General features: G+C 38.8%; 21 protein-coding genes. All 21 read left to right on the top strand.

Annotated elements, in window-relative coordinates:
* Nucleotides 1-22: 22 nt before the first annotated feature.
* Nucleotides 23-940, top strand: coding sequence for an ABC transporter permease (locus tag A3I7_RS0111565; protein WP_018376900.1), 918 nt, complete (start codon nt 23-25; stop codon nt 938-940).
* A 9-nt stretch (nt 941-949) separates the two neighbouring features.
* On the top strand, nt 950-1,837 hold the full coding sequence (locus tag A3I7_RS0111560; protein ID WP_018376899.1) for a carbohydrate ABC transporter permease: 888 nt from the start codon (nt 950-952) through the stop codon (nt 1,835-1,837).
* 138 nt (nt 1,838-1,975) lie between these two features.
* The gene (locus tag A3I7_RS0111555; protein ID WP_018376898.1) at nt 1,976-3,589 is read left to right on the top strand and encodes an ABC transporter substrate-binding protein; all 1,614 of its coding nucleotides are present in this window, start codon (nt 1,976-1,978) and stop codon (nt 3,587-3,589) included.
* Nucleotides 3,590-3,597: 8 nt separating this feature from the next.
* Nucleotides 3,598-4,959, top strand: a complete 1,362-nt coding sequence (locus A3I7_RS0111550) for a glycoside hydrolase family 32 protein (protein WP_018376897.1) — start codon at nt 3,598-3,600, stop codon at nt 4,957-4,959.
* A 351-nt stretch (nt 4,960-5,310) separates the two neighbouring features.
* The gene (locus A3I7_RS0111545) at nt 5,311-5,895 is read left to right on the top strand and encodes a YutD family protein (protein ID WP_018376896.1); all 585 of its coding nucleotides are present in this window, start codon (nt 5,311-5,313) and stop codon (nt 5,893-5,895) included.
* A 9-nt stretch (nt 5,896-5,904) separates the two neighbouring features.
* A complete protein-coding gene (rlmN, locus tag A3I7_RS0111540) occupies nt 5,905-7,053 on the top strand; it encodes a dual-specificity RNA methyltransferase RlmN (protein WP_018376895.1) in 1,149 nt (382 codons plus the stop codon).
* A complete protein-coding gene (locus A3I7_RS0111535; protein ID WP_018376894.1) occupies nt 7,053-7,568 on the top strand; it encodes a VanZ family protein in 516 nt (171 codons plus the stop codon). The genes rlmN and A3I7_RS0111535 overlap by 1 nt, the downstream gene beginning before the upstream one ends.
* Nucleotides 7,569-7,889: 321 nt before the next feature.
* Nucleotides 7,890-9,632, top strand: coding sequence for an ABC transporter ATP-binding protein (locus A3I7_RS0111530; protein WP_018376893.1), 1,743 nt, complete (start codon nt 7,890-7,892; stop codon nt 9,630-9,632).
* A complete protein-coding gene (locus A3I7_RS0111525) occupies nt 9,622-11,367 on the top strand; it encodes an ABC transporter ATP-binding protein (protein WP_018376892.1) in 1,746 nt (581 codons plus the stop codon). Before A3I7_RS0111530 ends, A3I7_RS0111525 begins: the two co-directional genes overlap by 11 nt.
* 359 nt (nt 11,368-11,726) lie before the next feature.
* Nucleotides 11,727-11,924 carry a hypothetical protein gene (locus A3I7_RS0111520; protein WP_018376891.1) on the top strand — a complete coding sequence of 66 codons (198 nt, stop codon included), beginning with the start codon at nt 11,727-11,729 and terminating at the stop codon, nt 11,922-11,924.
* Nucleotides 11,925-11,933: 9 nt separating this feature from the next.
* Nucleotides 11,934-12,119, top strand: coding sequence for a hypothetical protein (locus A3I7_RS0111515; protein WP_018376890.1), 186 nt, complete (start codon nt 11,934-11,936; stop codon nt 12,117-12,119).
* On the top strand, nt 12,116-13,012 hold the full coding sequence (locus tag A3I7_RS0111510) for an ABC transporter ATP-binding protein (RefSeq protein WP_018376889.1): 897 nt from the start codon (nt 12,116-12,118) through the stop codon (nt 13,010-13,012). The genes A3I7_RS0111515 and A3I7_RS0111510 overlap by 4 nt, the downstream gene beginning before the upstream one ends.
* Nucleotides 12,999-13,745: an ABC transporter permease gene (locus A3I7_RS0111505; protein WP_018376888.1), complete on the top strand. Its 747-nt coding sequence runs from the start codon at nt 12,999-13,001 to the stop codon at nt 13,743-13,745. Before A3I7_RS0111510 ends, A3I7_RS0111505 begins: the two co-directional genes overlap by 14 nt.
* Entirely contained in the window at nt 13,745-14,836 is a 1,092-nt protein-coding gene (locus A3I7_RS0111500; RefSeq protein WP_018376887.1) for a sensor histidine kinase, read from the top strand. The genes A3I7_RS0111505 and A3I7_RS0111500 overlap by 1 nt, the downstream gene beginning before the upstream one ends.
* Entirely contained in the window at nt 14,833-15,441 is a 609-nt protein-coding gene (locus A3I7_RS0111495; RefSeq protein WP_018376886.1) for a response regulator transcription factor, read from the top strand. The genes A3I7_RS0111500 and A3I7_RS0111495 overlap by 4 nt, the downstream gene beginning before the upstream one ends.
* 214 nt (nt 15,442-15,655) lie before the next feature.
* Nucleotides 15,656-16,825 (top strand): hypothetical protein, encoded by a 1,170-nt coding sequence (locus tag A3I7_RS0111490; protein WP_018376885.1) that lies wholly within the window; start codon nt 15,656-15,658, stop codon nt 16,823-16,825.
* Nucleotides 16,826-17,247: 422 nt separating this feature from the next.
* On the top strand, nt 17,248-20,346 hold the full coding sequence (locus tag A3I7_RS0111485) for a pilus expression-regulating Snf2 family helicase (RefSeq protein WP_018376884.1): 3,099 nt from the start codon (nt 17,248-17,250) through the stop codon (nt 20,344-20,346).
* A 134-nt stretch (nt 20,347-20,480) separates the two neighbouring features.
* Entirely contained in the window at nt 20,481-21,245 is a 765-nt protein-coding gene (locus tag A3I7_RS0111480; protein ID WP_018376883.1) for a formate/nitrite transporter family protein, read from the top strand.
* 122 nt (nt 21,246-21,367) lie between these two features.
* A complete protein-coding gene (gene pbp2b, locus A3I7_RS0111475; RefSeq protein WP_018376882.1) occupies nt 21,368-23,449 on the top strand; it encodes a penicillin-binding protein PBP2B in 2,082 nt (693 codons plus the stop codon).
* A gap of 227 nt (nt 23,450-23,676) precedes the next feature.
* On the top strand, nt 23,677-24,273 hold the full coding sequence (gene recR / locus A3I7_RS0111470) for a recombination mediator RecR (RefSeq protein ID WP_018376881.1): 597 nt from the start codon (nt 23,677-23,679) through the stop codon (nt 24,271-24,273).
* 144 nt (nt 24,274-24,417) lie between these two features.
* On the top strand, nt 24,418-24,622 hold a 205-nt coding region (locus A3I7_RS0111465; RefSeq protein ID WP_018376707.1), incomplete at its 3' end, for an IS630 transposase-related protein.

Raw genomic sequence — 24,622 nt, 5'->3', positions numbered from 1 at the left:
AACGTTTCAAAAAGGAGGAGACATGAAAAAAATTGTCACGGAGCCAAGTTTATGGGTTAGAATCAAACGACAGAAGTTACTCTTGCTGTTGTTGGTTCCAGGTCTACTTTTAACATTTATTTTCAAGTACATTCCTATGTATGGTGTACTCATCGCTTTTAAAGATTACAATCCCCTTCTAGGGATTCTTAAGAGTCCATGGGTAGGTTTTCAGGAATTTCAACAATTCCTTTCATCACCTAATTTTAGATTGTTGCTTTCTAACACCTTGAAATTGAGTGTTTATGGTCTTTTACTTGGATTTTTTCCACCTATTATATTGGCTATAATGCTTAATCAGCTGATGAGTGATAAAGTTAAAAAACGTGTACAGCTGATTTTATATGCTCCAAATTTTATTTCAGTAATTGTTATTGTCGGGATGCTCTTCCTATTCTTCTCTGTAGAAGGGCCTGTTAATAGCCTATTATCAGTTTTTGGAATCAAGGCTAGCTTTATGACGGATCCAAAATTTTTTAGGCCACTCTATATTTTCAGTGGTATTTGGCAAGGTATGGGTTGGGCTTCAACTCTATATACTGCAACTTTAGTTAATGTAGATACTTCTTTGATTGAAGCAGCCCAACTAGATGGTGCTAATATTTTTCAACGCATCCGCCATATTGACTTACCAGCATTGAAACCAATCATGGTCATTCAATTCATTCTTGCGGCTGGAAGTATTATGAATGTTGGTTATGAAAAGGCATTTTTGATGCAAACCTCTCTTAACCTAACGGCTTCTGAAATTATTTCGACTTATGTCTATAAAGTAGGTTTGGTATCGGGCGATTATTCTTATTCAACGGCAGTTGGCCTATTTAATTCTATTATCAATATGATTTTACTCCTTTCAGTAAATAAAATCGTTGAACGTATGAATAATGGCGAAGGACTTTAGGAGGTTATAATGAATACGAAAATGTTTACAAGCTTTGATAGACGTGTCCTAATTGTCAATCGAATTTTAATTGCTTTGCTTGTTTTAATCACAGTCGTCCCAATGGGATACATTCTAATTGCATCTTTCATGGATCCTCAGGTATTGGCAACAAAAGGAATTAGCTTAAATCCGAATGATTGGACAGTTCAAGGTTACCAAAGAGTTTTTAGTGATGATTCTATCCTTAGGGGATTCTTAAATTCACTGTTCTATTCAACGGCTTATGCTATTTTGACAGTTGCCATTTCAGTAATGACCGCTTATCCCTTGTCCAAAAAAGATTTAGTGGGACGTCGCTGGATTAATTACTTCTTGATTTTTACCATGTTTTTTGGCGGTGGCCTAGTTCCTACTTACCTTTTAGTAAAACAGATGGGAATGTTGAATACTGTCTGGGCTATCATTGTACCAGGAGCTGTTAATGTCTGGAATATCATATTAGCTAGGACTTATTTTCAAAATATTCCCAATGAATTAGTAGAAGCAGCAGTCATTGATGGTGCTAATGATTTTCAGATATTTATCAAAATTATGCTTCCTTTGGCTAAACCAATCATGTTTGTTTTATTCTTATATGCCTTTGTTGGACAGTGGAATTCTTACTTTGATGCCATGATTTACATTAAAGATCCTAATTTAGCACCATTGCAATTAGTGCTTAGAAATATTCTTATTCAAAATGAGGTTGGTCAAAATATGATTGGGGCTCAGGCAGCTATAAATGAAATGAAGAAATTGGCTGAAATGATAAAATATGCTACCATCATCATTTCAAGTTTACCACTTATTGTAATGTATCCCTTCTTTCAAAAATATTTTGATAAAGGGATTATGGCAGGTTCTCTTAAAGGTTAAGGCTTTTCGACAATCAAATTCGGACGTTGTTAGGTTCGCTTTCTTTCTAGACTGTTGAAGCTAGTGCAGATGGATTGTCCCTTCTAAGCTAAAATATCTTAACAATAAAAATATCATAATATGATAAAGGAGTTTATTATGAAAAAAAATACTATCACGAAGAGTATGTTGGTTTTGGCTAGTGCCCTCTTGCTCACTGCTTGTAGTTCTAAAAGTAGTACTGCTAGTCCAGACTATGAGTTGAAAAATATCACATTTCCACTAAAAAAAGAAGTTACTCTAAAGTTTATGACTAATACTTCAACGATGGCTCCTAAGAATCCTAATGAGAAATTGATTTTGAAGCGTTTGGAAAAAGAAACAGGTGTTCACATTGACTGGACTAATTATCAATCAGATTTTGCAGAAAAACGAAATCTGGATATCTCCAGTGGTGATTTACCAGATGCTATTCACAATGATGGCGCCTCGGATGTCGAATTAATGTCTTGGGCTAAACAAGGGGTTATTGTTCCAGTTGAAGATTTAATTGATAAATATATGCCAAATCTCAAGAAAATTTTAGATGAAAATCCAGAATATCGTTCCTTGATTACGGCACCTGATGGACACATCTATTCCTTCCCTTGGATCGAAGAATTAGGGGAAGGCAAGGAATCAATTCACAGTGTTAATGACATGGCATGGATTAATAAAGAGTGGCTTGACAAACTTGGCCTAGAAATGCCTCAAACAATGGACGACTTGGTTAAAGTTCTAGAAGCTTTTAAGACTCAAGATCCAAACGGTAATGGCAAAGCAGATGAAATTCCAATTTCTTTCATAAATGATGGTGGGAATGAAGATTTTAAACTTCTTTTCGGAGCTTATGGAGAGGGAGATAACGATGACCATATTGTTGTTGAAAATGATGGAACCGTAAACTTTACAGCAGATGATGATTCCTACAAAGAAGGAGTCAAATTTATGCGTAGTCTGTATGAGAAAGGTTTGATTGACACTGAGGCTTTTGAGCAAGATTTTAATAATTATGTTTCAAAAGGGGGAGATCAACTCTACGGTGTTTACTTTACTTGGGACAAAGCAAATATCACCGGTGCGAATGATACCTATGATGTCCTTCCTGTCCTAGCAGGTCCTGATGGGAGAAAACATGTTACAAGGACTAATAATATTGGCTTTTCAAGGGATCGTATGGTTATCACAAGCGCCAATAAAAATCTTGAACTAACGGCCAAGTGGATTGACGCTCAATACGCACCTCTTCAATCGGTGCAAAATAATTGGGGAACATATGGGGATAAAAAACAGCAGAATATTTTTGAATTTGATAAGACTAATCAAATGTTGAAGCACCTTCCTTTAGAAGGAAAGGCACCTACTGAAATCCGTCAAAAAACGGAAGTTGGGGGTCCACTCGCTATTCTAGACAGTTATTATGGAAAGGTGACAACAATGCCTGATGATGCAAAATGGCGTTTAGATATCTTGAAAGAAAACTATGTCCCTTATATGGATAACGAGGAAATTTATCCAAAAGTCTTTATGGAGGAAAAAGATTTGGATAAACTAGCACAAATTGAGGCTGACATGAAGGATTATGTATCTCGCAAACGTTCTGAATGGATAACTAAGGGAAATATTGACAAAGAATGGGACAGTTATAAGGCAGAGTTGAAAAAATATGGTCTAGATGACTATGTTAAAATCAAACAGACTTACTATGATGATTATAAAAAATCACAAGAATAGGAGATAATATGGAAAAAAATACTCATAGTGTTGAACGCGCAAATGCCTACATTAACAATCATCACACAGAGGTCAATTTAGAATACAAACCAGAAAAGCATTTTTCAGCTCCAATTGGTTGGATCAATGACCCGAATGGATTTGTTTATTTCAAAGGAGAATACCATCTCTTCTATCAATACAATCCCTATGATAGCGTGTGGGGCTCACTTCATTGGGGACACGCCAAAAGTAAGGACTTGGTCAACTGGGAACACCTTCCAGTTGCTCTTGCTCCAGATAAGGACTATGATAAGGATGGCTGTTTCTCGGGTTCTGCTATTGTTAAAGACGATACCCTCTGGCTCATGTACACAGGGCATATCGTCAATGAAGATGGTTCTGTCAGACAGGTACAGAATATGGCCTATTCGACAGACGGTATTCATTTTGAAAAAGTTGAACAAAATCCTGTTGCAACTGCAGACCTCTTGCCAGATGAAGTCATTGCTAATGATTTCCGTGATCCAAAGATTTTCGAGAAAGATGGTCGTTACTATTCCGTAGTAGCGACAAAGCACAAAGATGGTGTTGGTTGTATCGTTCTATTGGGTTCAGATGATTTGTTGGATTGGCAATTTGAGTCCATCTTCTTAAAAGGTGAGGTCCACCAAGGTCATGTTTGGGAATGCCCTGATTACTTTGAAGTAGACGGACAAGAATACCTGATTGTCTCTCCTATGCGTTACCAAAAAGATGGCAACGATTTTGTTAATATCAATTCCAATATCTTTGTGACGGGTCATGTGGACTGGGATAAGAAAGTCTTTGTGGCAGATTCCTTTAAGGAAATTGACCACGGTCATGATTTCTATGCTGCTCAAACAACCCAAGGTCCAGAAGGAGAACGCGTCATGATTGCCTGGATGCATACCTGGGGACGTCCACTTGTAACCAATGACTTAGGTCATAAGTGGTATGGAATTATGACCTTGCCACGAGTTTTGAAAAATTCAGGTGACAAACTTCTTCAAACTTTACCGCAAGCTGTAGAGGAAGCATTCACCACTGTGGCGATTGGACAGGAAGTATCTGTCGGAAAAATATCGTTACCGATTACTGGAACAAGTACCTATCGTCTTGGAAATAATGAAGACTATCTTGAATTTGGCTATGATGCAGAGAGAGAAGAGGTTTTCCTCGACAGGAGTCACTTAATCATACAATTTAGTGGGGAAGAAGAGTGGTCAACCAAACATCGTTCTGCTTCAGTGAAAGCTAGCTTAATAGATGTATTTATAGATAAAAATTCTATTGAAATTTTCGTCAACAAAGGCGAGGAGAGCTTAACGTCAACTTGTTACATAAGAGGGACAAAAAATTTAAGATAGTAAGCGATAAGAAAGGGTTATAATCTCCGCCCTTTCTTTTTATATATTCTTGACTCACTTTTTCTTATCTTTTGTCATAGAGTCACAAATGTATGAAGAAAAAATGATATTATAATGATGCTGAAAGTGGAAATTTTACCATTCTTAGTCTTTCTCTTTGAAAATAGACTCAGATCTTATATCTTTCAGTTTACGTTTAGTGTTGGCTACATGCGTACAGCGAGGTTGATGTGGTTTTCTTGCTTACAAAAATCAAAAAATAGTGTACAATAAAAAGGTTACAGAAGAAATTGTAGATTTCGCCAATGAGGTGATATTACAGATGAAAATTAACCTAAAGTGAGGAGCCAGATGAGAAAAGAAATCTCTCCTGAAATGTATAATTACAATAAGTTTCCAGGTCCACAATTCATTTCTTTTGATAATTATGTCAAGAGTGATGGAATTGAGTTTATGATTTTAGAAAATGTCAAAGATGCCTTCAATGCAACTGTCTTTAGTCAGCGTTATTCTGAAATTCTACTCAAATATGATTATATCGTCGGGGATTGGGGCAATGAACAATTGAGGTTGAAAGGTTTTTACAAAGATAACAGAGATGTTAAAAAATCCAACCGTATTTCTCGCCTTGATGATTACATCAAAGAGTATTGTAATTTTGGTTGTGCTTATTTTATTTTGGAAAATCCAGAGCCCAGGGAAATTAGCTTTGATGAGGAGCGTTTGCCGAAACGTCGGAAGTCGTCACGCAAACATTCTGCTAAGCCAGCCAAAGAAGAAACAAAGACGAGTACGAGCAAAACGAAGAAGCATTTCAGTACCCAGAAGCGAAAAGATAACAAAGCGCGAGATGAACGCGAGATGAGACGTCAGCAACAAAGAGAAATTCAAGCTGCTAAACAGCATTTCGTCATTCGTAAAAAAGAAAAAAAGTAAGGAAAAATCATGACAAAAACTAGTACAGAAGTAAAAAAGGAAAGCCGTCAAAAAGTTGAAGATACGCCAAACTATAAGCCATCTATTTATAGCTTGACTCGTGATGAATTGATTGATTGGGCTATAGCACATGGCCAAAAAAAATTCCGCGCGACACAAATCTGGGACTGGCTTTACCGCAAACGTGTTCAATCTTTTGAAGAAATGACTAACATTTCAAAGGATTTCATTGATGTTCTGAATGAGAATTTTTGTGTCAATCCCTTAAAACAGCGCATTGTGCAGGAGTCTAAGGATGGGACTATCAAATATTTATTTGAATTACCAGATGGTATGCTGATTGAGACTGTTCTCATGCGCCAGCACTATGGACTGTCTGTCTGTGTGACAACTCAGGTAGGTTGTAACATTGGTTGTACCTTCTGCGCTAGCGGCTTGATAAAAAAACAACGTGACCTTAATAATGGGGAAATCACTGCCCAAATTATGTTGGTACAAAAATACCTTGATGATCGTGGTGATAGTGAACGCGTCAGCCATGTGGTCGTGATGGGTATTGGTGAGCCTTTTGACAACTACACGAATGTGCTCAAATTCCTACGTACTATCAACGATGACAACGGCCTTGCTATCGGTGCCCGTCATATTACCGTGTCAACCTCAGGTTTGGCTCACAAAATCCGTGACTTCGCTAATGAAGGGGTTCAAGTTAACTTGGCAGTTTCCCTCCATGCACCAAACAACGAACTGCGTTCAAGTATCATGAAAATTAACAGATCCTTCCCGTTAGAAAAACTCTTTGCGGCTATTGAGTACTACATTGAAACGACCAACCGTCGTGTGACTTTTGAGTATATTATGCTTAACGGTGTCAATGACAATCCTGAGAATGCTCAAGAGCTTGCCGATTTGACCAAAAATATCCGCAAATTGTCTTACATCAATCTTATTCCTTACAACCCTGTGTCTGAGCATGACCAGTATAGTCGTTCCACGAAAGAGCGTGTAGCAGCTTTTTACGATGTGCTAAAGAAAAATGGTGTTAACTGTGTAGTGCGCCAAGAACACGGAACAGACATTGATGCGGCTTGTGGACAATTGCGTTCAAATACCATGAAACGTGACCGACAAAAAACGCTCAGTGGAGAGAACAAATAATGCAACTTTTTCTGAATGAAAAAGCAGAATTAACTGAACTTGGGCGTAAGGTTACTTGGACTCTGGTAGGGCTTTATGTGTTAGCCATTTGCTACATGTGCTTTGGTCCCCAGCATACTATAGATGGTGTTGATACCCCAAATATCCAATATTTCGGACGAGTGGTTGTCTTGCTAGTACCTTTTAATAGTCTAGTTAGTCTGAGTGAATTGAGGACCCCTCTGGAATTGATTGTCGTTATCGGACAAAATTTGGTGAATATCTTCCTCCTTTTTCCTTTACTTTTGGGAATGTTGGCGCTTTTACCTAAACTGCGTTCTTGGAAAAGCATTTTAAACCTAGCTTTTTGTCTTAGTCTCTTCATTGAGTGCACACAGGTTGTCCTTGATCTTCTCTTTAATGCTAACCGCGTCTTTGAAATTGACGATCTCTGGACCAATACATTGGGTGGAGCTGTGGCTTTCCTTTGTTACAATTGGCTGAAAAAAGTATTGACAAAATACTTGCAGAAGTAAGTGTCAAAATAGTTAGAACCTGTATTTACAGTTCAGTACTTCTATCTAAGGCGAGTTTTTGAGCTACTCATTCTTAGTTTTTTTCAATATATAGTCAGTATTCTTTCAAAAAACTGCCTTGATTAGCAAAAAACGATCTCTTATATAAAAGCACTTCACTTGTGAATACAGGTTCTTAAAGTTGAGTAAATTTTACTTGTCAATATGTGAGCTGATGGCTTGACTTGGAGTCTGCTTCAAGGAGTATAATGGTAGTAGAATGGAAACCCCTCTTTCTTTTCAAGAGTGGTTTTTCTCATGTTATCACAGAAAGGGATAGTTATGTCCATTATCAAAAATTTATGGTGGTTTTTCAAACTGGAAAAACGTCGTTACTTGATTGGGATTATAGCACTGAGTTTGGTTGCTGTGCTCAATCTTATTCCACCAAAAATCATGGGAAATGTAATCGATGGCATCACGAGCGGCACTCTCAGCCAAGTTGATTTGTTGTGGAGCCTACTCTGGTTGGTTCTGTCAGCTATTGGGATGTATCTCCTGCGCTACATTTGGCGCATGTATATTCTGGGAACTTCTTATCATTTAGGACAACTGATTCGTTATCGCCTCTTTGAGCATTTTACAAAAATGTCTCCTTCATTTTATCAAAAATATCGGACAGGTGACCTTATGGCACATGCTACCAATGATATCAATGCCTTGACACGACTGGCTGGAGGAGGGGTAATGTCAGCTGTTGATGCTTCTATCACAGCCTTAGTTACCTTAGCAACCATGTTTTTTACTATCTCTTGGCAAATGACTTTGATTGCCATCATACCTCTGCCCTTTATGGCTCTTGCGACTAGCCGTTTAGGTAGAAAGACGCACAAGGCTTTTAATGATTCTCAAGCAGCCTTTTCAGAATTGAATAATAAGGTTCAGGAATCGGTGTCAGGGATTAAAGTTACCAAGTCTTTTGGCTATCAGGCTGATGAGCTTCACTCTTTCCAAGAAACCAATGATATGACATTTTCAAAAAACATGGTCACCATGAAATACGACACCTTGTGGGATCCCTTAGTCTTGCTTTTTGTTGGTGCTTCCTATCTATTAACTCTTTTGGTGGGGGCTTTCATGGTTTCGATTGAAAGTGTTACTGTGGGGAGTTTGGTTACCTTCATTACTTATTTGGATATGCTAGTCTGGCCATTGATGGCTGTTGGTTTTCTTGTCAACATGATGCAGCGTGGTACGGTATCTTACGAGCGAATCAATGCGCTTTTGGAGCAGGAATCAGATGTACAGGAAGCTCAAAATCCCCTGTCTAGTATTACAAATGGTCGTTTGGATTATGACATCAAGTCATTTCAGTATGAAAACGAACCAACTTTATCTCAAATTCATTTTGGACTCGAAAAGGGACAAACTCTGGGGGTGGTCGGTCAGACAGGATCTGGAAAAACAACTTTGCTGAAACTCTTGTTGCGTGAGTATGATTTAAATCATGGTTCCATTAAGATTAATGGTCATGATATTAAGGATTATAAACTATCTGATCTGCGCAGCCTAATTGGCTATGTACCGCAGGATCAATTTCTCTTTGCCACTAGTATTTTAGAAAATGTCCGTTTTGGCAATCCCGAACTGCCCTTGGACGAAGTAGTAGAGGCAACAAAACTATCACAAGTTTATGATGATATCATGGCTATGCCAGAGGGTTTTGACACCTTGATTGGTGAAAAAGGGGTTAGTTTATCTGGAGGCCAAAAGCAACGTCTTGCCATGAGTCGTGCTATGATCCTTGATCCTGAAATTTTGATTTTAGATGATAGTCTGTCAGCGGTGGATGCCAAGACCGAGTATGCCATAATTGAAAATCTCAAGAAAACGCGTCAAGACAAGACCACCATCATCACGGCACATCGGTTGTCGGCAGTGGTGCATGCAGATCTCATTTTGGTTTTGCAGGATGGACAGATTATTGAACGTGGGCGCCACGAAGACTTACTGACTCAGAATGGCTGGTATGCAGAGACTTATGAATCACAGCAGTTAGAAATGGAGGACGAGAATGAAGAATAACAGTAATCAATGGCGTGTCTTCAAACGGCTCATGTCCTACCTAAAATCCTATAAATGGCTGACAGCGCTGGCTCTGGGGCTTTTACTGCTGACCACTATTGTCAAGAGCCTGATTCCGCTGGTAGCTTCTTATTTTATTGACCACTTTTTAACACAGATGAATCAGACAGCTATGCTGATTTTGGTAGGTTATTACCTTATGTATGTCCTTCAAACAATTATTCAATATCTGGGAAATCTCTTTTTTGCTCGCGTTTCCTACAGTATCGTTCGAGATATTCGCCGCGATGCCTTTGCTAATATGGAAAAACTTGGTATGTCTTATTTTGATAAGACGCCTGCGGGCTCTATTGTTTCCCGCATCACTAATGATACTGAAGCTATCAGTGAAATGTTTTCAGGTATTTTATCTAGCTTTATTTCAGCGATTTTCATTTTTACAGTGACCCTGTTAACCATGCTGCGCCTAAATGCTGGATTGACCGGATGGATTGCTCTTTTTCTGCCTTTCATTTTTATTTTGGTGAATATCTATCGTAAAAAGTCTGTTCAGGTCATTGCCAAAACACGCTCTTTATTATCAGATATCAATGCCAAGCTGGCTGAGAGTATTGAAGGCATTCGTATTGTTCAGGCATTTAGGCAGGAAGAAAGGCTAAAAAATGAATTTGAGATCATCAATCAAGAGCACTACCAGTATGCTAATCGTTCTATGGCGCTTGATTCTCTGTTCTTGCGTCCAGCCATGTCCTTGCTGAAGCTATTGGCTTACGCTATTTTGATGGCTTACTTTGGTTTTCGTGGGATGAAGCTTGGTATTTCGGCCGGTCTTATGTATGCCTTTATTCAGTATGTGAATCGACTTTTTGACCCACTGATTGAGGTCACCCAAAATTTCTCAACCTTGCAAACTTCTATGGTTTCTGCAGGTCGTGTCTTTGACCTGATTGATGAGCTGACCTATGAGCCTTCTCAAGGAAATAGCAGTGCGAAAGTTCAAGAGGGAACCATTGAGTTTAGAGACGTTAGTTTTTCTTACGATGGCAAAAAGCAGATTTTGGATAAGATTTCTTTCAAGGTTAAAAAGGGAGAAACCATTGCATTTGTTGGGGCGACGGGTTCTGGGAAATCTTCCATTATCAATGTGTTGATGCGCTTCTATGAATTTCAGTCTGGTCAAGTGCTTTTAGACGGTCGGGATATTCGACAGTATGCTCAAGACGAATTGCGTCAAAACATCGGACTTGTTTTGCAAGATCCATTCCTCTATCACGGGACTATTGCTTCAAATATTCGCATGTATCAAAAACTCTCAGATGAGGAGGTCCAGGCAGCGGCTGAATTTGTTGATGCTGATCAGTTTATCCAGAAATTGCCTGAGAAATATCAGACACCCGTATCAGAGCGTGGATCAAGTTTTTCAACTGGTCAACGGCAACTTTTGGCTTTTGCTAGAACCATTGCTACTCAGCCTAAGATCCTGATTTTAGATGAAGCGACAGCTAATATTGACTCCGAAACCGAGCAAATCGTGCAAAACTCTCTAGCCAAAATGCGTCAAGGGCGAACGACCATTGCCATTGCCCACCGCCTGTCAACCATCCAAGATGCCAACTGTATCTATGTCCTGGACAAGGGCAAGATTATCGAGTCAGGGTGTCACGAGGACTTACTTGCCAAACAGGGTACATACTACAAGATGTACCAACTCCAAGCGGGCATGATGGAGAATTAGCAAGGTTTATCTTAAACTCTGATAATAAAAAAGACACACTTTAAGATTAAACGCCAAGTTTAATTCTTAAAGTGTGTTTTCATTTTATATTTTATGAAAATCAAAAGTAGCCTAGGAAACGAAGCCGACGATAGAACTTGAGTTCATCAAGGCAAGTTGACAACGGATAATTTTGATTTTCGAAGAGTATTAGTGTAGGGAAGAGATCTGTAGGTAATACTAAAACACGAAAAAGTGAGCGTAAAAACCTATCGGTTTTGAATCCATGACAAAAGTCATATCATGTCATGACATTTTGGGCTAAAAAGTACAGCTCTTTTTCAGTAGAATAACAATATAAAGAAAAGGAGTGCTAGCCGATGAAACATAAAACCTCTGTGATGATATACGGAATTATCGCCTCTGTCTTTGCTGGTCTGAGTCTCTTTACAGATATTTTTGAAACATTCAATGCGGAAGTTCTCTTTTCATGGATGGGCTATTTGATAGGGGGATTGATTTCTCTATCTGTCCTTATTGGAATGGTAAAATCTCTTCTAAAAGAGTTGTTGGATTAGGAGGACAAGATGAAATCATTGACATTATTGGTTACTTTTATCTGTATCTCCTTTTTTATTGGAGTATTAGCACTGACTACAGATTATTTTGCAGGCGTATCGCTTTGGCATGTGTACACACTTATGGGCATTGACATGATGGTATTTTATGTTACATTTCCCTATTTTCAAGGCAGAAAGGAGAAAGACAAATGACACACACAGTTATCAAGGTTGTGAATCTCTCAAAGCAGTTTAAATCGAAACAAATCTTGCAAGACATTTCATTTGAGGTTAAGGAGGGTGACTGCCTCGCTCTAATTGGTCCAAATGGTGCTGGTAAGACAACCTTAATGAACTGCTTGTTGGGGGATTATGTCCCAACTTCAGGGACAGTAGAAGTGTTCGAGAAGTTAGCGTCTCATCCAAGTCTGAAAGAAAAGGTTGGCATTCTTTTTCAGGAAAATCAGACCGAGCAGAAGATGAAAGTTTCAGAGCTTTTAGACTTTCAAAAGGCAATCTATCCCACTCCTCTGTCTGATAAGGAAATTGATGATTTGCTACAATTTACAGAACAGCAGAAAAATCAATTTGCTGAAAAATTATCTGGCGGTCAAAGACGGCTTTTGGCTTTTGTTCAAGTCTTGGTGGGTCAACCTGATATTCTTATCTTGGACGAGCCAACGGCGGGTATGGATACCAGTACACGAAAGCGTTTTTGGGAAATTATTGCTGAGCTGAAAAAAGCAGGCAAGACCATTATTTATTCTAGTCATTATATTGAAGAAGTAGAACATACAGCGGACAGAATTTTAGTCTTGCATGAAGGAAAATTGCTGCGCGACACGACACCTTATCTCCTACGTTCTGAAGAAAAGGAAAAGGTCTTCACTTTGCCTGCGGACTATTTGTCAGTGGTTAAAGAACAGGTAATAGGTGACTTGGTTGTTAAGACAGATACGCTCACCTTTACGACCAAACAGCCTCAAGTAGTTTGGAATGCACTTGCCGCAGCTCAATGTCCTATTGAAGACATTGAAATGACCAACCGCACACTGCTAAATACTATCTTTGATATGGCAAAGGAGGAAGACCATGAAAACGTTTAAAGCTATTTTACATCAAGAATACCTCATCAATAAACGTTCCCTATCTAACTTAATTATGGGAATAGGGATGCCTCTTGCGTTTTTTCTGTTATTTACTAGCATTTGGGCTAATGAAGACAGCATGCCCAAGGAGCAAGTGAGTTATTGGATACGTCAGTATATGATACAAATGACAGCTTTTTCTAGTCTTAGCTTTGCCTTCTTTTCCTTACCCTATGCTTTTCAAGAAGACCGAAATGGCAACCGTCTTAGAAATATCCAACACAGTCCTATCCCTATTTGGCAGTACTACCTTAGTAAAATTTTGGCTATTCTTGTTCATTTTATATTGGCGATTTTGGTTGTTTTTGCGGTAGGATACTTTGTCAAAGGAGTTGATATGTCTGCCGGAGAATGGCTTACCAGCGCAAGTCTTTTATTTGTAGGAGCAATCTGTTTTATGCCTTTTGGCGCTCTTTTTGCTCATATCAAGTCAGCCCAAAGTCTCTCCCTTGTTGCCAATATCTTCTACATGGGCTTGGCAGTTTTGGGCGGACTTTGGATGCCAGTGTCAAGCTTCCCTGACTTTATGCAAAAGCTAGCCAAGCTTACACCAACTTATCATCTCAACAATCTCTTAATTTCTTACTTCAAGGGTGATTTTTCCATCAAGTCCCTGCTAATTTTAATGGGATATGCTATTATAGTTCTAGTAATTGCTGTAGTCATTGGAAAAAAACTTGAGGTAAAATGATGTTTCGACCTTTTCAACGAACGGATGGGCTCTATTATGTAGGATTGGTCTTCATGGTGTTTCCCTTAGCGGGTACAATTTGGTTTGGTTATCCCATGTGGACATTGGGACCATCTATCTGCTTTATGATAGCTTATATTTTAATTATTCATATTCGCAACCAGTATTCCAAAACGATTGCTTGTTTGTGGTTCTATATGCTAGCTTACATTGTCAGCATGTGTTTTCTTGAAGGAGGCATGGTGTGGTTTTTCTTCTTTCTCAGCAACCTTTTGGTCTGGCGATTTGGGGATGACCTATGGTCTTACCGTATGCTATCTTACATGATTGGCTTATTATCGGTAACGTTCATGGGATTGCTATTTGCAGATAACCTAGCTAGTCGGATTATGTCTATTCTAATTCCAATTTTTGTCGTGGCTATGCATTATTTTCAGCGGCAAAATTACATGGAAGATAAAATTCAAAAGGAAATTTATCAGAAGAATAAGGAGATTAACCTCCTCACTGCAGAAAATGAACGCAATCGGATTGGCCGTGATTTGCACGATACGTTAGGGCATACCTTTGCTATGATGAGTTTGAAGACAGAGTTGGCACTCAAACAAATGAAAAAAGGCCAGTATGAGGCTGTGCAGCAGCAGCTAGAAGAACTCAATCAGATTAGTAAGGATTCCATGAAAGAAGTCCGTGAGCTTATCAATAACCTCAAATTCCGTACAGTTACTGAGGAGCTGGATAATATCACCGATATGTTTGCTTTGTCGGATATTGAACTAACTGTGGACAATCAGCTGGAATTGAATGCCCTATCGCCAGTCATCCAATCTAGCCTGACCATGATTTTACAGGAATTAACCACCAACATCGTCAAACATGCCCAAGCCAATCACTGTCAGATTAGTTTAACGCATTCGGAAGGGCTTAAGGTTAGGGTAGAGGATGATGGTATCGGTTTTGCCAAGCTGACTGGGCATGAGCTGCATTCTGTTAGAGAAAGGTTACATCTGGTCAAGGGAGAGGTAGTTATCCTATCCAGTCAGCACCCTACAGTCATTGAAGTGACCTTGGAAGAAGGAGGGAAAGCATGAAATTATTGATTGCAGAAGACCAGTCTATGCTGCGTGATGCGCTCTGCCAGCTCTTACTCATGGAAGATGACGTTGACGAGATTTTACAGGCCAAGGATGGAGCCGAAGCTATCGGCATTTTGCAGATAGAGAAAGTGGACGTGGCTATCTTGGATGTGGAAATGCCTAAGCAGTCAGGTCTTGATGTGTTGGAGTGGATTCGTGCACATCAGGACATCAAAGTTATCATTGTGACTACTTTTAAGCGTGCAGGCTATTTTCAAAGGGCTGTCAAGGCTGGAGTGGATGCCTATGTGCTTAAGGATCGCTCAATAGACGAGTTAATGGTCACCATCCATGCAGTGCTTTCGGGCAAAAAAGAATACTCACCTGAACTCATGGAGACCTTGGTTGGGCAAAGCAATCCACTGAGCAAGCAGGAAATGGCGGTGCTGGAACATGTGTCACAAGGTCTCACCAATCAAGAAATTGCAAACCAGCTTTTCTTGTCTAACGGGACCATCCGCAACTATATGTCTGCTATTCTGACCAAACTCAATGCTAAAAATCGTCTGGATGCTGTCAATATTGCCCAGAAAAACGGTTGGTTGACAAAACGAAGTTAGGAAATCTAGCTTCGTTTTTTGGATTACTAGTCGAAGGTGTCATCGGTTGTAGAAAAAGGAAAAATTGGAATTGTAAAAGAGAGTTGGAAAATGCTAAAATATTATCAATTTGTCCAGATTACCAATACGTGTTTATGGAGTTGCTATGATGATGACTTGATTTTACATTTTTGTCTTGCCATATTATAATTAAAGAACTGGAAAAGGAGGAAGAATGACAAATAAAATGTTATCTCTAGAACTTAGTCCTGAAATTATTGAGCAGCTTGATTTGGATGGAAAGGATAGTGTGACAGTTACCCTAGATGCAGAAAGATTAACTTTACTCAAGGAGGAAGAACGACAAGTACGAGCTATTCCTAACCGGGGTTATTTAGTGGGAACTTTGATAGCAACTGCCTTTTTTTATGGTTTTCATCTTTGGCAGCAAACTAGACAAGTCTTATTAGCGGGAGATTATTCGATTACGGGCTTTTTAGTTCTTTTCGGCGTCCTCTTCGGTATGGGATTTTTCACAATCAACTTTATCCTTAATCGGCGAATTTTTCTAGATGGCCTCAAATCACGGCTTTTTTGGCGCATGTTTCCCGTTATCACCATGGCCTTTAGCATTATTCTAGCGGTCTTATTATTAGGATTTTCTTGGTTGGTGAATCAGCTCTTCCGTGGCGCTTCTTTTGACCTGAATACTTCTGCTTTGCTATTTGCTATCATGATTTACACGGTAAGTAGTTTTTGGAGTAGAATAGCAGAGCTGCTAAGAGCAAGCTGGCTGACCAGTCTTTTTACTCTGATTATGTTGTCAGGAGTACTCTTATCTATGGCGACCAATAGTTCAAAGCAATGGTGGCAAGTAAATCTGAGTTTTCTGGGAACTAAAGAGGCTCAGAATAGTTGGCAGTTTAATCTAACTTTGATGTTATCTGCGCTTATCTTGATTGCTTTGGTTGATTATCTTTTTGTGGCTCTCAGCCAAAAGTTTGGTCATAATAAGAGGTTGATGATTTTGAGAGTTCTTTTAACATTATTGGGGTTAGATTTGGGGGCTGTTGGTTATTTTTCAAATGATGCCGCTTCTCACCTTATTCATACACGTCTGGCAGGCTATCTAGTCTACATTTTGTTAGCTCTGATTATAGGGATTAGATGGCTATTACCAAAAGTTAGTAGGGATTTTATCTTAACATCTTACGTTATTGGTGGGGTACTTGTGATATTGGAGTTCGCTTTTCAGGGGATTCACTATCTTTCCTTAACAGCTTTTGAAATGTCTGCCTTTCTTCTCGCTTTTAGCTGGCTCATGGCGCTTTTTAAACATTTAGAAAATCTCATTAGCCCGGAAAAACGGCAAATCACCCTTAAACTTTTGAAATGTTCAAATTAAGCCTTTTAAGTACAGTAGCTTCTAAAGGTTTTAGTACTGTGGGTAAAATGTATTACTTTTACTTATTATGGATCTGATGATTCGTTTAAGACATGTTACAGCTAGCTACTTTCTTACTAATTCTGCGTGGACAAGTTCTAAGTAGCTGGTTAAAAGTAAAGCTTAAACATTGGCGTACCGAATGCAGTTGCTTGTAAATAATAAAAAAGGGTTCAGCATTGATATTGCTAGGACCCTTTTTGTTACCGGGCATATTGCTAGATAAAAATACTTTATTCATGGAAATTGATAGTGTGTTTCAATTTTTCTTGACGATGTCAAGTTTAACAATTTTGACAAGAAGTAAGTGATTCAACGATTTTATTCAGCCAAGCTTTGCTATTTTTGTTATAATAGTGGGATAAGATAAAGGTGGTAATACAATGACAAGAATGATTCCCGGACGTATTCGAAGTCAAGGTGTCGCTCTTTATGAACAAGGGCAAGTAAAGATTGAAAACGATGATGCAGGTCTGCTTCATGCGCGTGTAGGCACTTATGAAGTGGATTACTCACTAGATGATGATAATAATGTCTTTTGTAGCTGTGACTTTTTCAAGAAAAAGCCTTACTGTGAACACATTGCAGCATTGGAGTGCTTTTTGAAAAACGACGAACAAGGGCGTGAGTTAGTGGGAGATCTACGGCCCCAAACAGATTCTCAGAAGAGTGTGAAGTTACAATATTATTTTGGGAGTGTCTTTTTGGATGGTTTGGTGGTCAATGAAGATGATACAACTAAATACCGTCTATCTGTTGTTGGTGAAAGAAATCCGTACTCGTCAGATTATTTATGGACTCTGAAAATTAATCGTTTACCTGATGATCGTAGTTACATTGTGCGAGATATTTCAGCTTTTTTATCAACGGTGAGGAAGGAAACTTGTTATCAAATCGGAAAAAATTACTTCGAACCCTTATCTCTGCTCCAATTTGATCAAGCCAGCCAAGAAGTAATTCATTTTCTCTGGCGTCTTATCCCGGACAACGATCGTCTAGATTTAGATTATCTATTACCAAATAGAGGTCGTCATCTTTCCTTGCCAGTAGGATTTTTTGAGGAAGGAGTTCGTCTGTTTGAGGAATTATATGAGTTTACCTTTGAAGGTCATATTCAAGACTACCATCATCTTTATTTTAAGGAATTAGAGGGTGACGATGCACTTTTTGACTTTGAAGTTATGGTTCACCGCCAGTTCATTGAATTAATTATTAGCGAAAAATCTGTCCATCGCTTTTATAATGATGCCTATTTACTTCATCAAGATACTTTTTATCATCTGAATGCCAAGCAAAATAAGATTGTCTCTGCCATTAAAACCTTGCCGATTGAGGCAGATTTGAAGAAACATGTCAAATTTGATTTGGATGATCAGGGCAAACTAGCAGCCAGTCTTTTGGATTTTAAGGAAATTGGTCAGGTCAAAGCACCAAAAAGTTTTGATATTCGTGATTTTACGGTGCGTTTTAATTTTGATTTGGCTTTTAATCAAGGTATTCTTCTCAATATAACCTTTGATTATGGCAATGGTATTCTTGTCAGAAATAAAACGGAGTTGGATAACCTGCCTTTTGCAAGTCATTTCAAGCATGAAGAACGTATTTTTAAATTTATTACTCAACTGGGTTTTGCAGCTAGTTTTTCAAGTACACGTCCACCGCTTGAACCTCAGGAACTTTATTCTTTCTTTACTCAGACTTTGGAACGTTTTGGACGTTTGGGACAAGTTTATCTGTCAGATGAGCTAGAGGAATTACGTTTATCAGAGCGACCACAAGTTCGGGTTTCCTCTAATGCAGGGCTTTTAGACATTTCTTTTGACTTCTCTGAAATTTTTGAAGTTGACGTTGATGAAGCTTTAACAGCGCTTTTTAAAAACAATCCTTATTTTGTCAGTCGTAGTGGAAAGCTCGTTTTATTTGATGAGGAAACCCTAAAAGTTAGCTCAGTTTTACAAAGTCTCAGAGCTAAAAAAACGACCAAAGGCCATCTTCAATTGGATGGTTTAGCGGCCTTCCAATTGTCAGAACTTTTTAAAGATAGTCCATCGGTTCAGTTTTCAAAAGAATTTGAAGCGCTAGCCTACGATTTACGACATCCAGAGTCCTTTCCATTGGAAGAGATGACTATCAAGGCTGAACTTCGCGATTATCAATACACTGGTGTTCGTTGGTTGTCTATGCTTGATAATTATGGTTTTGGTGGTATTTTAGCCGATGACATGGGACTTGGTAAGACATTGCAAACCATTGCTTTTCTATCTAGTAAAATTGAGGTCGACAGTCGCATTCTGATTTTGTCCCCATCCAGCCTTATTTACAATTGGCAAGACGAGTTTAAGAAGTTTGCACCTCAATTAGATGTGGTAGTGGCCTATGGCCTTAAGCCTGTTAGAGATGAGATTATTGCGCAAAAACATCAAATTACTATTACCAGTTATGCTTCCTTCCGACAAGACTTTGAAACCTATCAGCAATCTCAATTTGATTATCTCATTTTGGATGAAGCTCAAGTCATGAAAAATACTCAGACCAAGATTGCACAATATCTGCGTGCTTTTGAGGTTAAAAATTGCTTTGCTTTGTCAGGTACCCCTATTGAAAATAAACTTTTGGAAATTTGGTCTATCTTCCAGATCGTCCTACCTGGGCTTTTACCAGCCAAAAAAGCTTTTCTCAAGCTAGATGCCAAGCAAGTTGCTCGCTACATCAAACCTTTCATTATGAGGCGTAAGAAAGAGGATGTCCTGCCTGAATTACCAGACTTGATTGAAGTGACTTACTCTAATGAATTGGCAGATAGTCAGAAGGCTATCTACCTAGCTCAACTTCGTCAAATGCAAGATCGTATTCGTGAGTCTTCGGATGACGATATTAATCGTCATAAGATTGAAATCTTATCGGGCATTACTCGTCTACGCCAGATTTGTGATACCCCAAGCTTATTTATGGATTATGATGGAGAAAGTGGCAAGGTTGCCAGTCTGCGTAATCTTTTAACTCAGATAAAGGAAAATGGCCACAGAGCTCTAATCTTCTCACAATTTCGTGGTATGTTGGACATCGCAGAGCGGGAATTGGCGGATTTGGGATTGACTTCTTATAAAATTACAGGGTCAACACCAGCCAGTGAACGTCAAGAGATGACTCGAGCCTTCAACAATGGCTCTAAGGATACTTTTCTCATTTCACTGAAGGCAGGTGGTGTGGGGCTCAACCTGACGGGAGCGGATACCGTTGTTTTGATTGATCTCTGGTGGAATCCAGCGGTGGAAATGCAAGCTATCAGCCGCGCACATCGAATTGGTCAAAAAGAAAATGTTGAAGTCTATCGCTTGATTACAAGAGGGACTATTGAAGAGAAAATTTTAGATCTTCAGGAAAGTAAGAAAAACCTTGTGACTACAGTTCTTGATGGTAATGAAAGCAGGGCCAGCATGACTATCCAAGATATTAAAGAAATTCTTGGTATTCCGTCTTAATCATAAAAACTCTCAATGTCATATTTGAAAAGATTTTGGTGGGTTTTAAATTATTTCTGTGAAAACGCTTGTAATTTTGCTATTTCTTGATATAATGGTTATGTTTGTGACAAATGTAACAATAGGAGGAAAGCATGAAATCACCTGAAGCTATTTTAGAGACAACAATCCATATTGGAGAGCATAAAATTGAAAAAACCTTTCTCGCAAGAGCCATTTTGGGCTTTATCGGAGGGGCAATGATTAGTCTAGGCTATTTGCTTTATGTTCGTGTAGCTGCAAGTGGCATGGAGGTTTTGGGACCACTTTCTAGCTTTATTGGTGCTTGTGTTTTTCCTATTGGGTTGATTGTCATTTTGATGGCTGGTGGTGAGTTGATCACTGGTAATATGATGGCAGTGTCAGCAGCCTTTTTTGGAAAAAAAGTATCTGGTAAAGACTTGTTAGCTAACTGGGCAGTTATTACCCTTTTTAACATTTTGGGTGCTTTATTTGTTGCCTTTGTGTTTGGTCATTTTTTAGGCTTGACTAGTTCAGGGATTTATTTGGATGAAACAGTTGAAGTAGCTCATGCCAAACTAGCAGCGAGTCCTTTACAAAGCTTTGTATCCGGTATTGGCTGTAACTGGTTTGTTGGACTAGCTTTGTGGCTTTGCTATGGGGCTGAAGATGCGACTGGGAAATTACTTGGGACTTGGTTTCCTGTTATGACTTTTGTTGCTTTGGGATTTCAGCATAGTGTGGCAAATGCTTTCATCATTCCAGCAGCCATTTTTGAAGGACAGGCAACTTGGTTGGACTTTATTCAAAATTTTGTCCTAGTCTATCTTGGAAATATTATTGGTGGTGCAGGTTTTGTAAGTTTATTCTACTATTTGGCTTACGGGCATAAAAAATGATTTTGAGATTGAACGTGATGACGTAGAAAAAAAGGTGAAACTTTTCTTAGTCAGTCACGCTCTTTTTTTTTATTTTGTGATAAAATAGAAAGCATAGCTTTTCAAAAACGGGAGACAGCAAAGTGACAAAAAAACCAAAAAAATCATTTAAAATTATCAAGAAGGAGGCCAGTATTCCTCGCCGAATTAACCTTCTCTTTTTTGTGATTGTCTGTCTCTTTACCTTTCTCGTTTTACGTTTGGCACAGATGCAGCTTGCGGACAAGAGTTTCTATGATAAAAAATTATCTGCTACCAATACCTATACGGTGAAACAGTCTCAACCTCGAGGTCAAATCTATGATTCTGCAGGTAATGTGCTGGTAGCTAATGAGATAAAGCAAGTGTTGGTTTTCACGCGCAGCAATACGACAACAGCTGAAGACATGAAAGATTTGGCACAAAAGTTATCCACACTTGTCACTTTAACCGAAACAAAAGTGACAACTAGGGCTAAGAAAGATTATTATTTAGCTGACCAATCTGTCTATGCACAAGTGGTTAAAAATTTACCAGATAAGAAAAAATATGATAATTACGGCAATAAACTGACAGAAGCCACCATTTATGCCAACGCGGTTGAGGCAGTTACAGATGATCAAATTGCTTACTCAGATGAAGAATTAAAGCAGGTCTATCTCTTTAATCAAATGAATTCGGTATCTGTTTTTAATTCGGTTAATTTAAAAACAGCAGATTTAACTGAAGACCAAATTGCTTACATCGTGGCTAATCAATCCAAGCTATCTGGAATTTCAGTATCCACAAATTGGGAACGCGAAAAGGTCAATACCTCCATTGCTTCCATTATCGGAACTGTGTCATCCGAGGAAGCAGGTTTGCCAAAAGAAGAAGCAGAAGATTATCTTAAAAAGGGCTACGCCTTGAATGATCGTGTTGGGACCTCTTATTTGGAAAAGTCCTATGAGGAATATCTTCAAGGAACTCATACGATACGTAAAATTACAACTGATAAAAAAGGAAAGATTGTCTCAGATCAGGTGACAACTGAAGGAAAATCCGGTAAGAATCTCAAGTTGACGATTAATTCTAATTTTCAAACAGCAGTTGAAGATATTTTAAGTAAATATTATCAGGCTGACCTTGATGCTGGTTTTGCTACTTACTCTGAAGGTGCTTATGTTGTTGCCCTTAATCCTCAAACTGGTGGTGTTTTGGCTATGGCGGGGCTATCCCATGAAACAGGAGAGACAACGGCTAGTCCAGATGCTCTAGGGACGATAACGGATGTCTTTGTTCCAGGATCTGTTGTTAAGGCTGCGACCATATCGGCTGGATGGGAGTCAGGAGTTATCTCAGGAAATCAAGTTCTGGCTGACCAGTCAATTAATCTAGCAGGTTCTGCCCCAATTAAATCTTGGTTTACGGGAAGCAATTCAACCAATATCACAGCAGCACAAGCCTTAGAATATTCATCAAATACTTATATGGTTCAAATTGCTCTTAAAATGATGGGACAGGAATACTACTCAGGCATGGCACTAATGACAAGTGGTATGCAGGAAGCTATGGAAAAACTTAGAGCTACTTTTGCAGAATATGGTCTAGGTGTAGATACTGGATTAGATGTTAGTGGTGAGTCTATTGGTTTGACTTCATCAGATTATACTGCGTCCAATGTCTTGACTGAAGCCTTTGGTCAGTACGATTCTTACACCGTTCTACAGTTGGCTCAATATGCTGCAACAGTTGCTAATGGCGGAAATCGAGTGGCGCCCCACCTTGTTGAAGGAATTTATGATGCAGATGATTCAGGTGGAGTGGGAACCTTGTCAAAATCCATAGATACTAAGGTTTTAAATCAAATCAATATCTCTTCGGACGACATGGCAGTGCTCCAACAAGGTTTTTATCAAGTAGTCAATAGCTCAAGTGGTTATGCGACCGGAACCAAAATGCGTGGTTCATCAGTTACCATTGCAGGTAAAACTGGTACGGCGGAAACCTATGCTAAAGCTAGCAATGGAGACATTGTTACGACGGTCAATTCAAGTGTGCTGGCCTATGATTACTCTACTAGTAGCGATTCTAAGATTGCGGTAGCGGTCATCATTCCACATTTAACAAGTTATGAAAACTACTCAAACCAATTGATTGCTAAAGATATTATTGACCTCTATATGCAATCTTATGTTAATCAATAAAACAGTTTAGAACGGGAGAGAGCACAACAAACACAACAAACAACAAGGGTTCTTATCGTTTTTGTGTTTATGAGTATGAGCTAAAATGCTTTAGCGTGCTGATTTATCTACTCCCAACCTGTAGGGCTCAACTGTCTGGGCGATAGTTTGAGTTTGAAAATGAAACGAACTTCAAAAATAAAACGTGAGTTCGGACTTTTTACCTAGTTTCTTGAAAGGAGAATTATTTGCTGTATCCTACTCCGATTGCTAAGTTGATTGAAAGCTTTACAAAGTTGCCAGGTATTGGCATCAAAACGGCGACTCGCCTTGCTTTCTATACTATTGGCATGTCTGATGAAGATGTTAATGACTTTGCTAAAAATCTCTTAGCTGCCAAACGTGAATTAACTTACTGTTCTATTTGCGGTAACCTTACGGATGATGACCCCTGCAATATCTGTACTGATGAGAGTCGTGATCGAAGCGTCATCTTAGTAGTAGAAGACTCTAAGGATGTCTCCGCTATGGAAAAAATTCAAGAATATCATGGACTTTACCATGTTCTTCATGGACTTATTTCACCGATGAATGGTGTTAGCCCAGATGACATCAATCTTAAAACTTTGATTACCAGACTTATGGATAGCGAAGTGAGTGAAGTCATTGTAGCGACTAATGCAACCGCTGATGGGGAAGCGACCTCCATGTACATTTCTCGTGTTCTTAAACCAGCAGGTATTAAGGTTACCCGCCTAGCGCGCGGTTTAGCTGTTGGTTCTGACATTGAATACGCTGATGAGGTCACGTTGTTGCGTGCCATTGAAAACCGAACAGAATTGTAGTCTTTCAGTTTGTATTATATAAACTGAATAGTTACAAAAAGAGTGGAAACATGCATAAATTGACTAGCAATCTCTGTATGTTTTCACTCTTCTTAGTATAGTAAAATGAAACAAAAACAGTACATTTTGTGATATAATGTATTTATGGCATATTCATTAGATTTTCGTAAAAAAGTTCTCGCATACTGTGAGAAAACCGGCAGTATTACTGAAGCATCTGTTGTTTTCGATATTTCACGCAACACCATCTATCAATGGCTAAAATTAATGGAGACTACTGGCGACCTTCATCACCAAGTTAAGGGAACCAAACCAAGAAAAATTGATAGAGAAAAATTAAAGAACTATC

The organism is Streptococcus orisratti DSM 15617 (genome assembly GCF_000380105.1).
In the GTDB taxonomy this organism is placed as follows: Bacteria; Bacillota; Bacilli; order Lactobacillales; family Streptococcaceae; genus Streptococcus; species Streptococcus orisratti.
The sequence above is the reverse complement of the archived record's forward strand: the minus strand, read 5'-3'. Positions and strand labels throughout refer to the sequence as shown.

What these genes read in the sequence shown, in the direction of transcription:
- A3I7_RS0111505 (WP_018376888.1), top strand. Translation starts at nt 12,999, where the DNA reads ATGAAAACGTTTAAAGCTATTTTACATCAAGAATACCTCATCAATAAA.
- A3I7_RS0111560 (WP_018376899.1), top strand. Translation starts at nt 950, where the DNA reads ATGAATACGAAAATGTTTACAAGCTTTGATAGACGTGTCCTAATTGTC.
- A3I7_RS0111530 (WP_018376893.1), top strand. Translation starts at nt 7,890, where the DNA reads ATGTCCATTATCAAAAATTTATGGTGGTTTTTCAAACTGGAAAAACGT.
- A3I7_RS0111485 (WP_018376884.1), top strand. Translation starts at nt 17,248, where the DNA reads ATGACAAGAATGATTCCCGGACGTATTCGAAGTCAAGGTGTCGCTCTT.
- A3I7_RS0111515 (WP_018376890.1), top strand. Translation starts at nt 11,934, where the DNA reads ATGAAATCATTGACATTATTGGTTACTTTTATCTGTATCTCCTTTTTT.
- A3I7_RS0111480 (WP_018376883.1), top strand. Translation starts at nt 20,481, where the DNA reads ATGAAATCACCTGAAGCTATTTTAGAGACAACAATCCATATTGGAGAG.
- A3I7_RS0111565 (WP_018376900.1), top strand. Translation starts at nt 23, where the DNA reads ATGAAAAAAATTGTCACGGAGCCAAGTTTATGGGTTAGAATCAAACGA.
- A3I7_RS0111555 (WP_018376898.1), top strand. Translation starts at nt 1,976, where the DNA reads ATGAAAAAAAATACTATCACGAAGAGTATGTTGGTTTTGGCTAGTGCC.
- A3I7_RS0111495 (WP_018376886.1), top strand. Translation starts at nt 14,833, where the DNA reads ATGAAATTATTGATTGCAGAAGACCAGTCTATGCTGCGTGATGCGCTC.
- A3I7_RS0111490 (WP_018376885.1), top strand. Translation starts at nt 15,656, where the DNA reads ATGACAAATAAAATGTTATCTCTAGAACTTAGTCCTGAAATTATTGAG.
- A3I7_RS0111510 (WP_018376889.1), top strand. Translation starts at nt 12,116, where the DNA reads ATGACACACACAGTTATCAAGGTTGTGAATCTCTCAAAGCAGTTTAAA.
- A3I7_RS0111545 (WP_018376896.1), top strand. Translation starts at nt 5,311, where the DNA reads ATGAGAAAAGAAATCTCTCCTGAAATGTATAATTACAATAAGTTTCCA.
- A3I7_RS0111520 (WP_018376891.1), top strand. Translation starts at nt 11,727, where the DNA reads ATGAAACATAAAACCTCTGTGATGATATACGGAATTATCGCCTCTGTC.
- rlmN (WP_018376895.1), top strand. Translation starts at nt 5,905, where the DNA reads ATGACAAAAACTAGTACAGAAGTAAAAAAGGAAAGCCGTCAAAAAGTT.
- A3I7_RS0111500 (WP_018376887.1), top strand. Translation starts at nt 13,745, where the DNA reads ATGTTTCGACCTTTTCAACGAACGGATGGGCTCTATTATGTAGGATTG.
- A3I7_RS0111525 (WP_018376892.1), top strand. Translation starts at nt 9,622, where the DNA reads ATGAAGAATAACAGTAATCAATGGCGTGTCTTCAAACGGCTCATGTCC.
- A3I7_RS0111550 (WP_018376897.1), top strand. Translation starts at nt 3,598, where the DNA reads ATGGAAAAAAATACTCATAGTGTTGAACGCGCAAATGCCTACATTAAC.
- A3I7_RS0111535 (WP_018376894.1), top strand. Translation starts at nt 7,053, where the DNA reads ATGCAACTTTTTCTGAATGAAAAAGCAGAATTAACTGAACTTGGGCGT.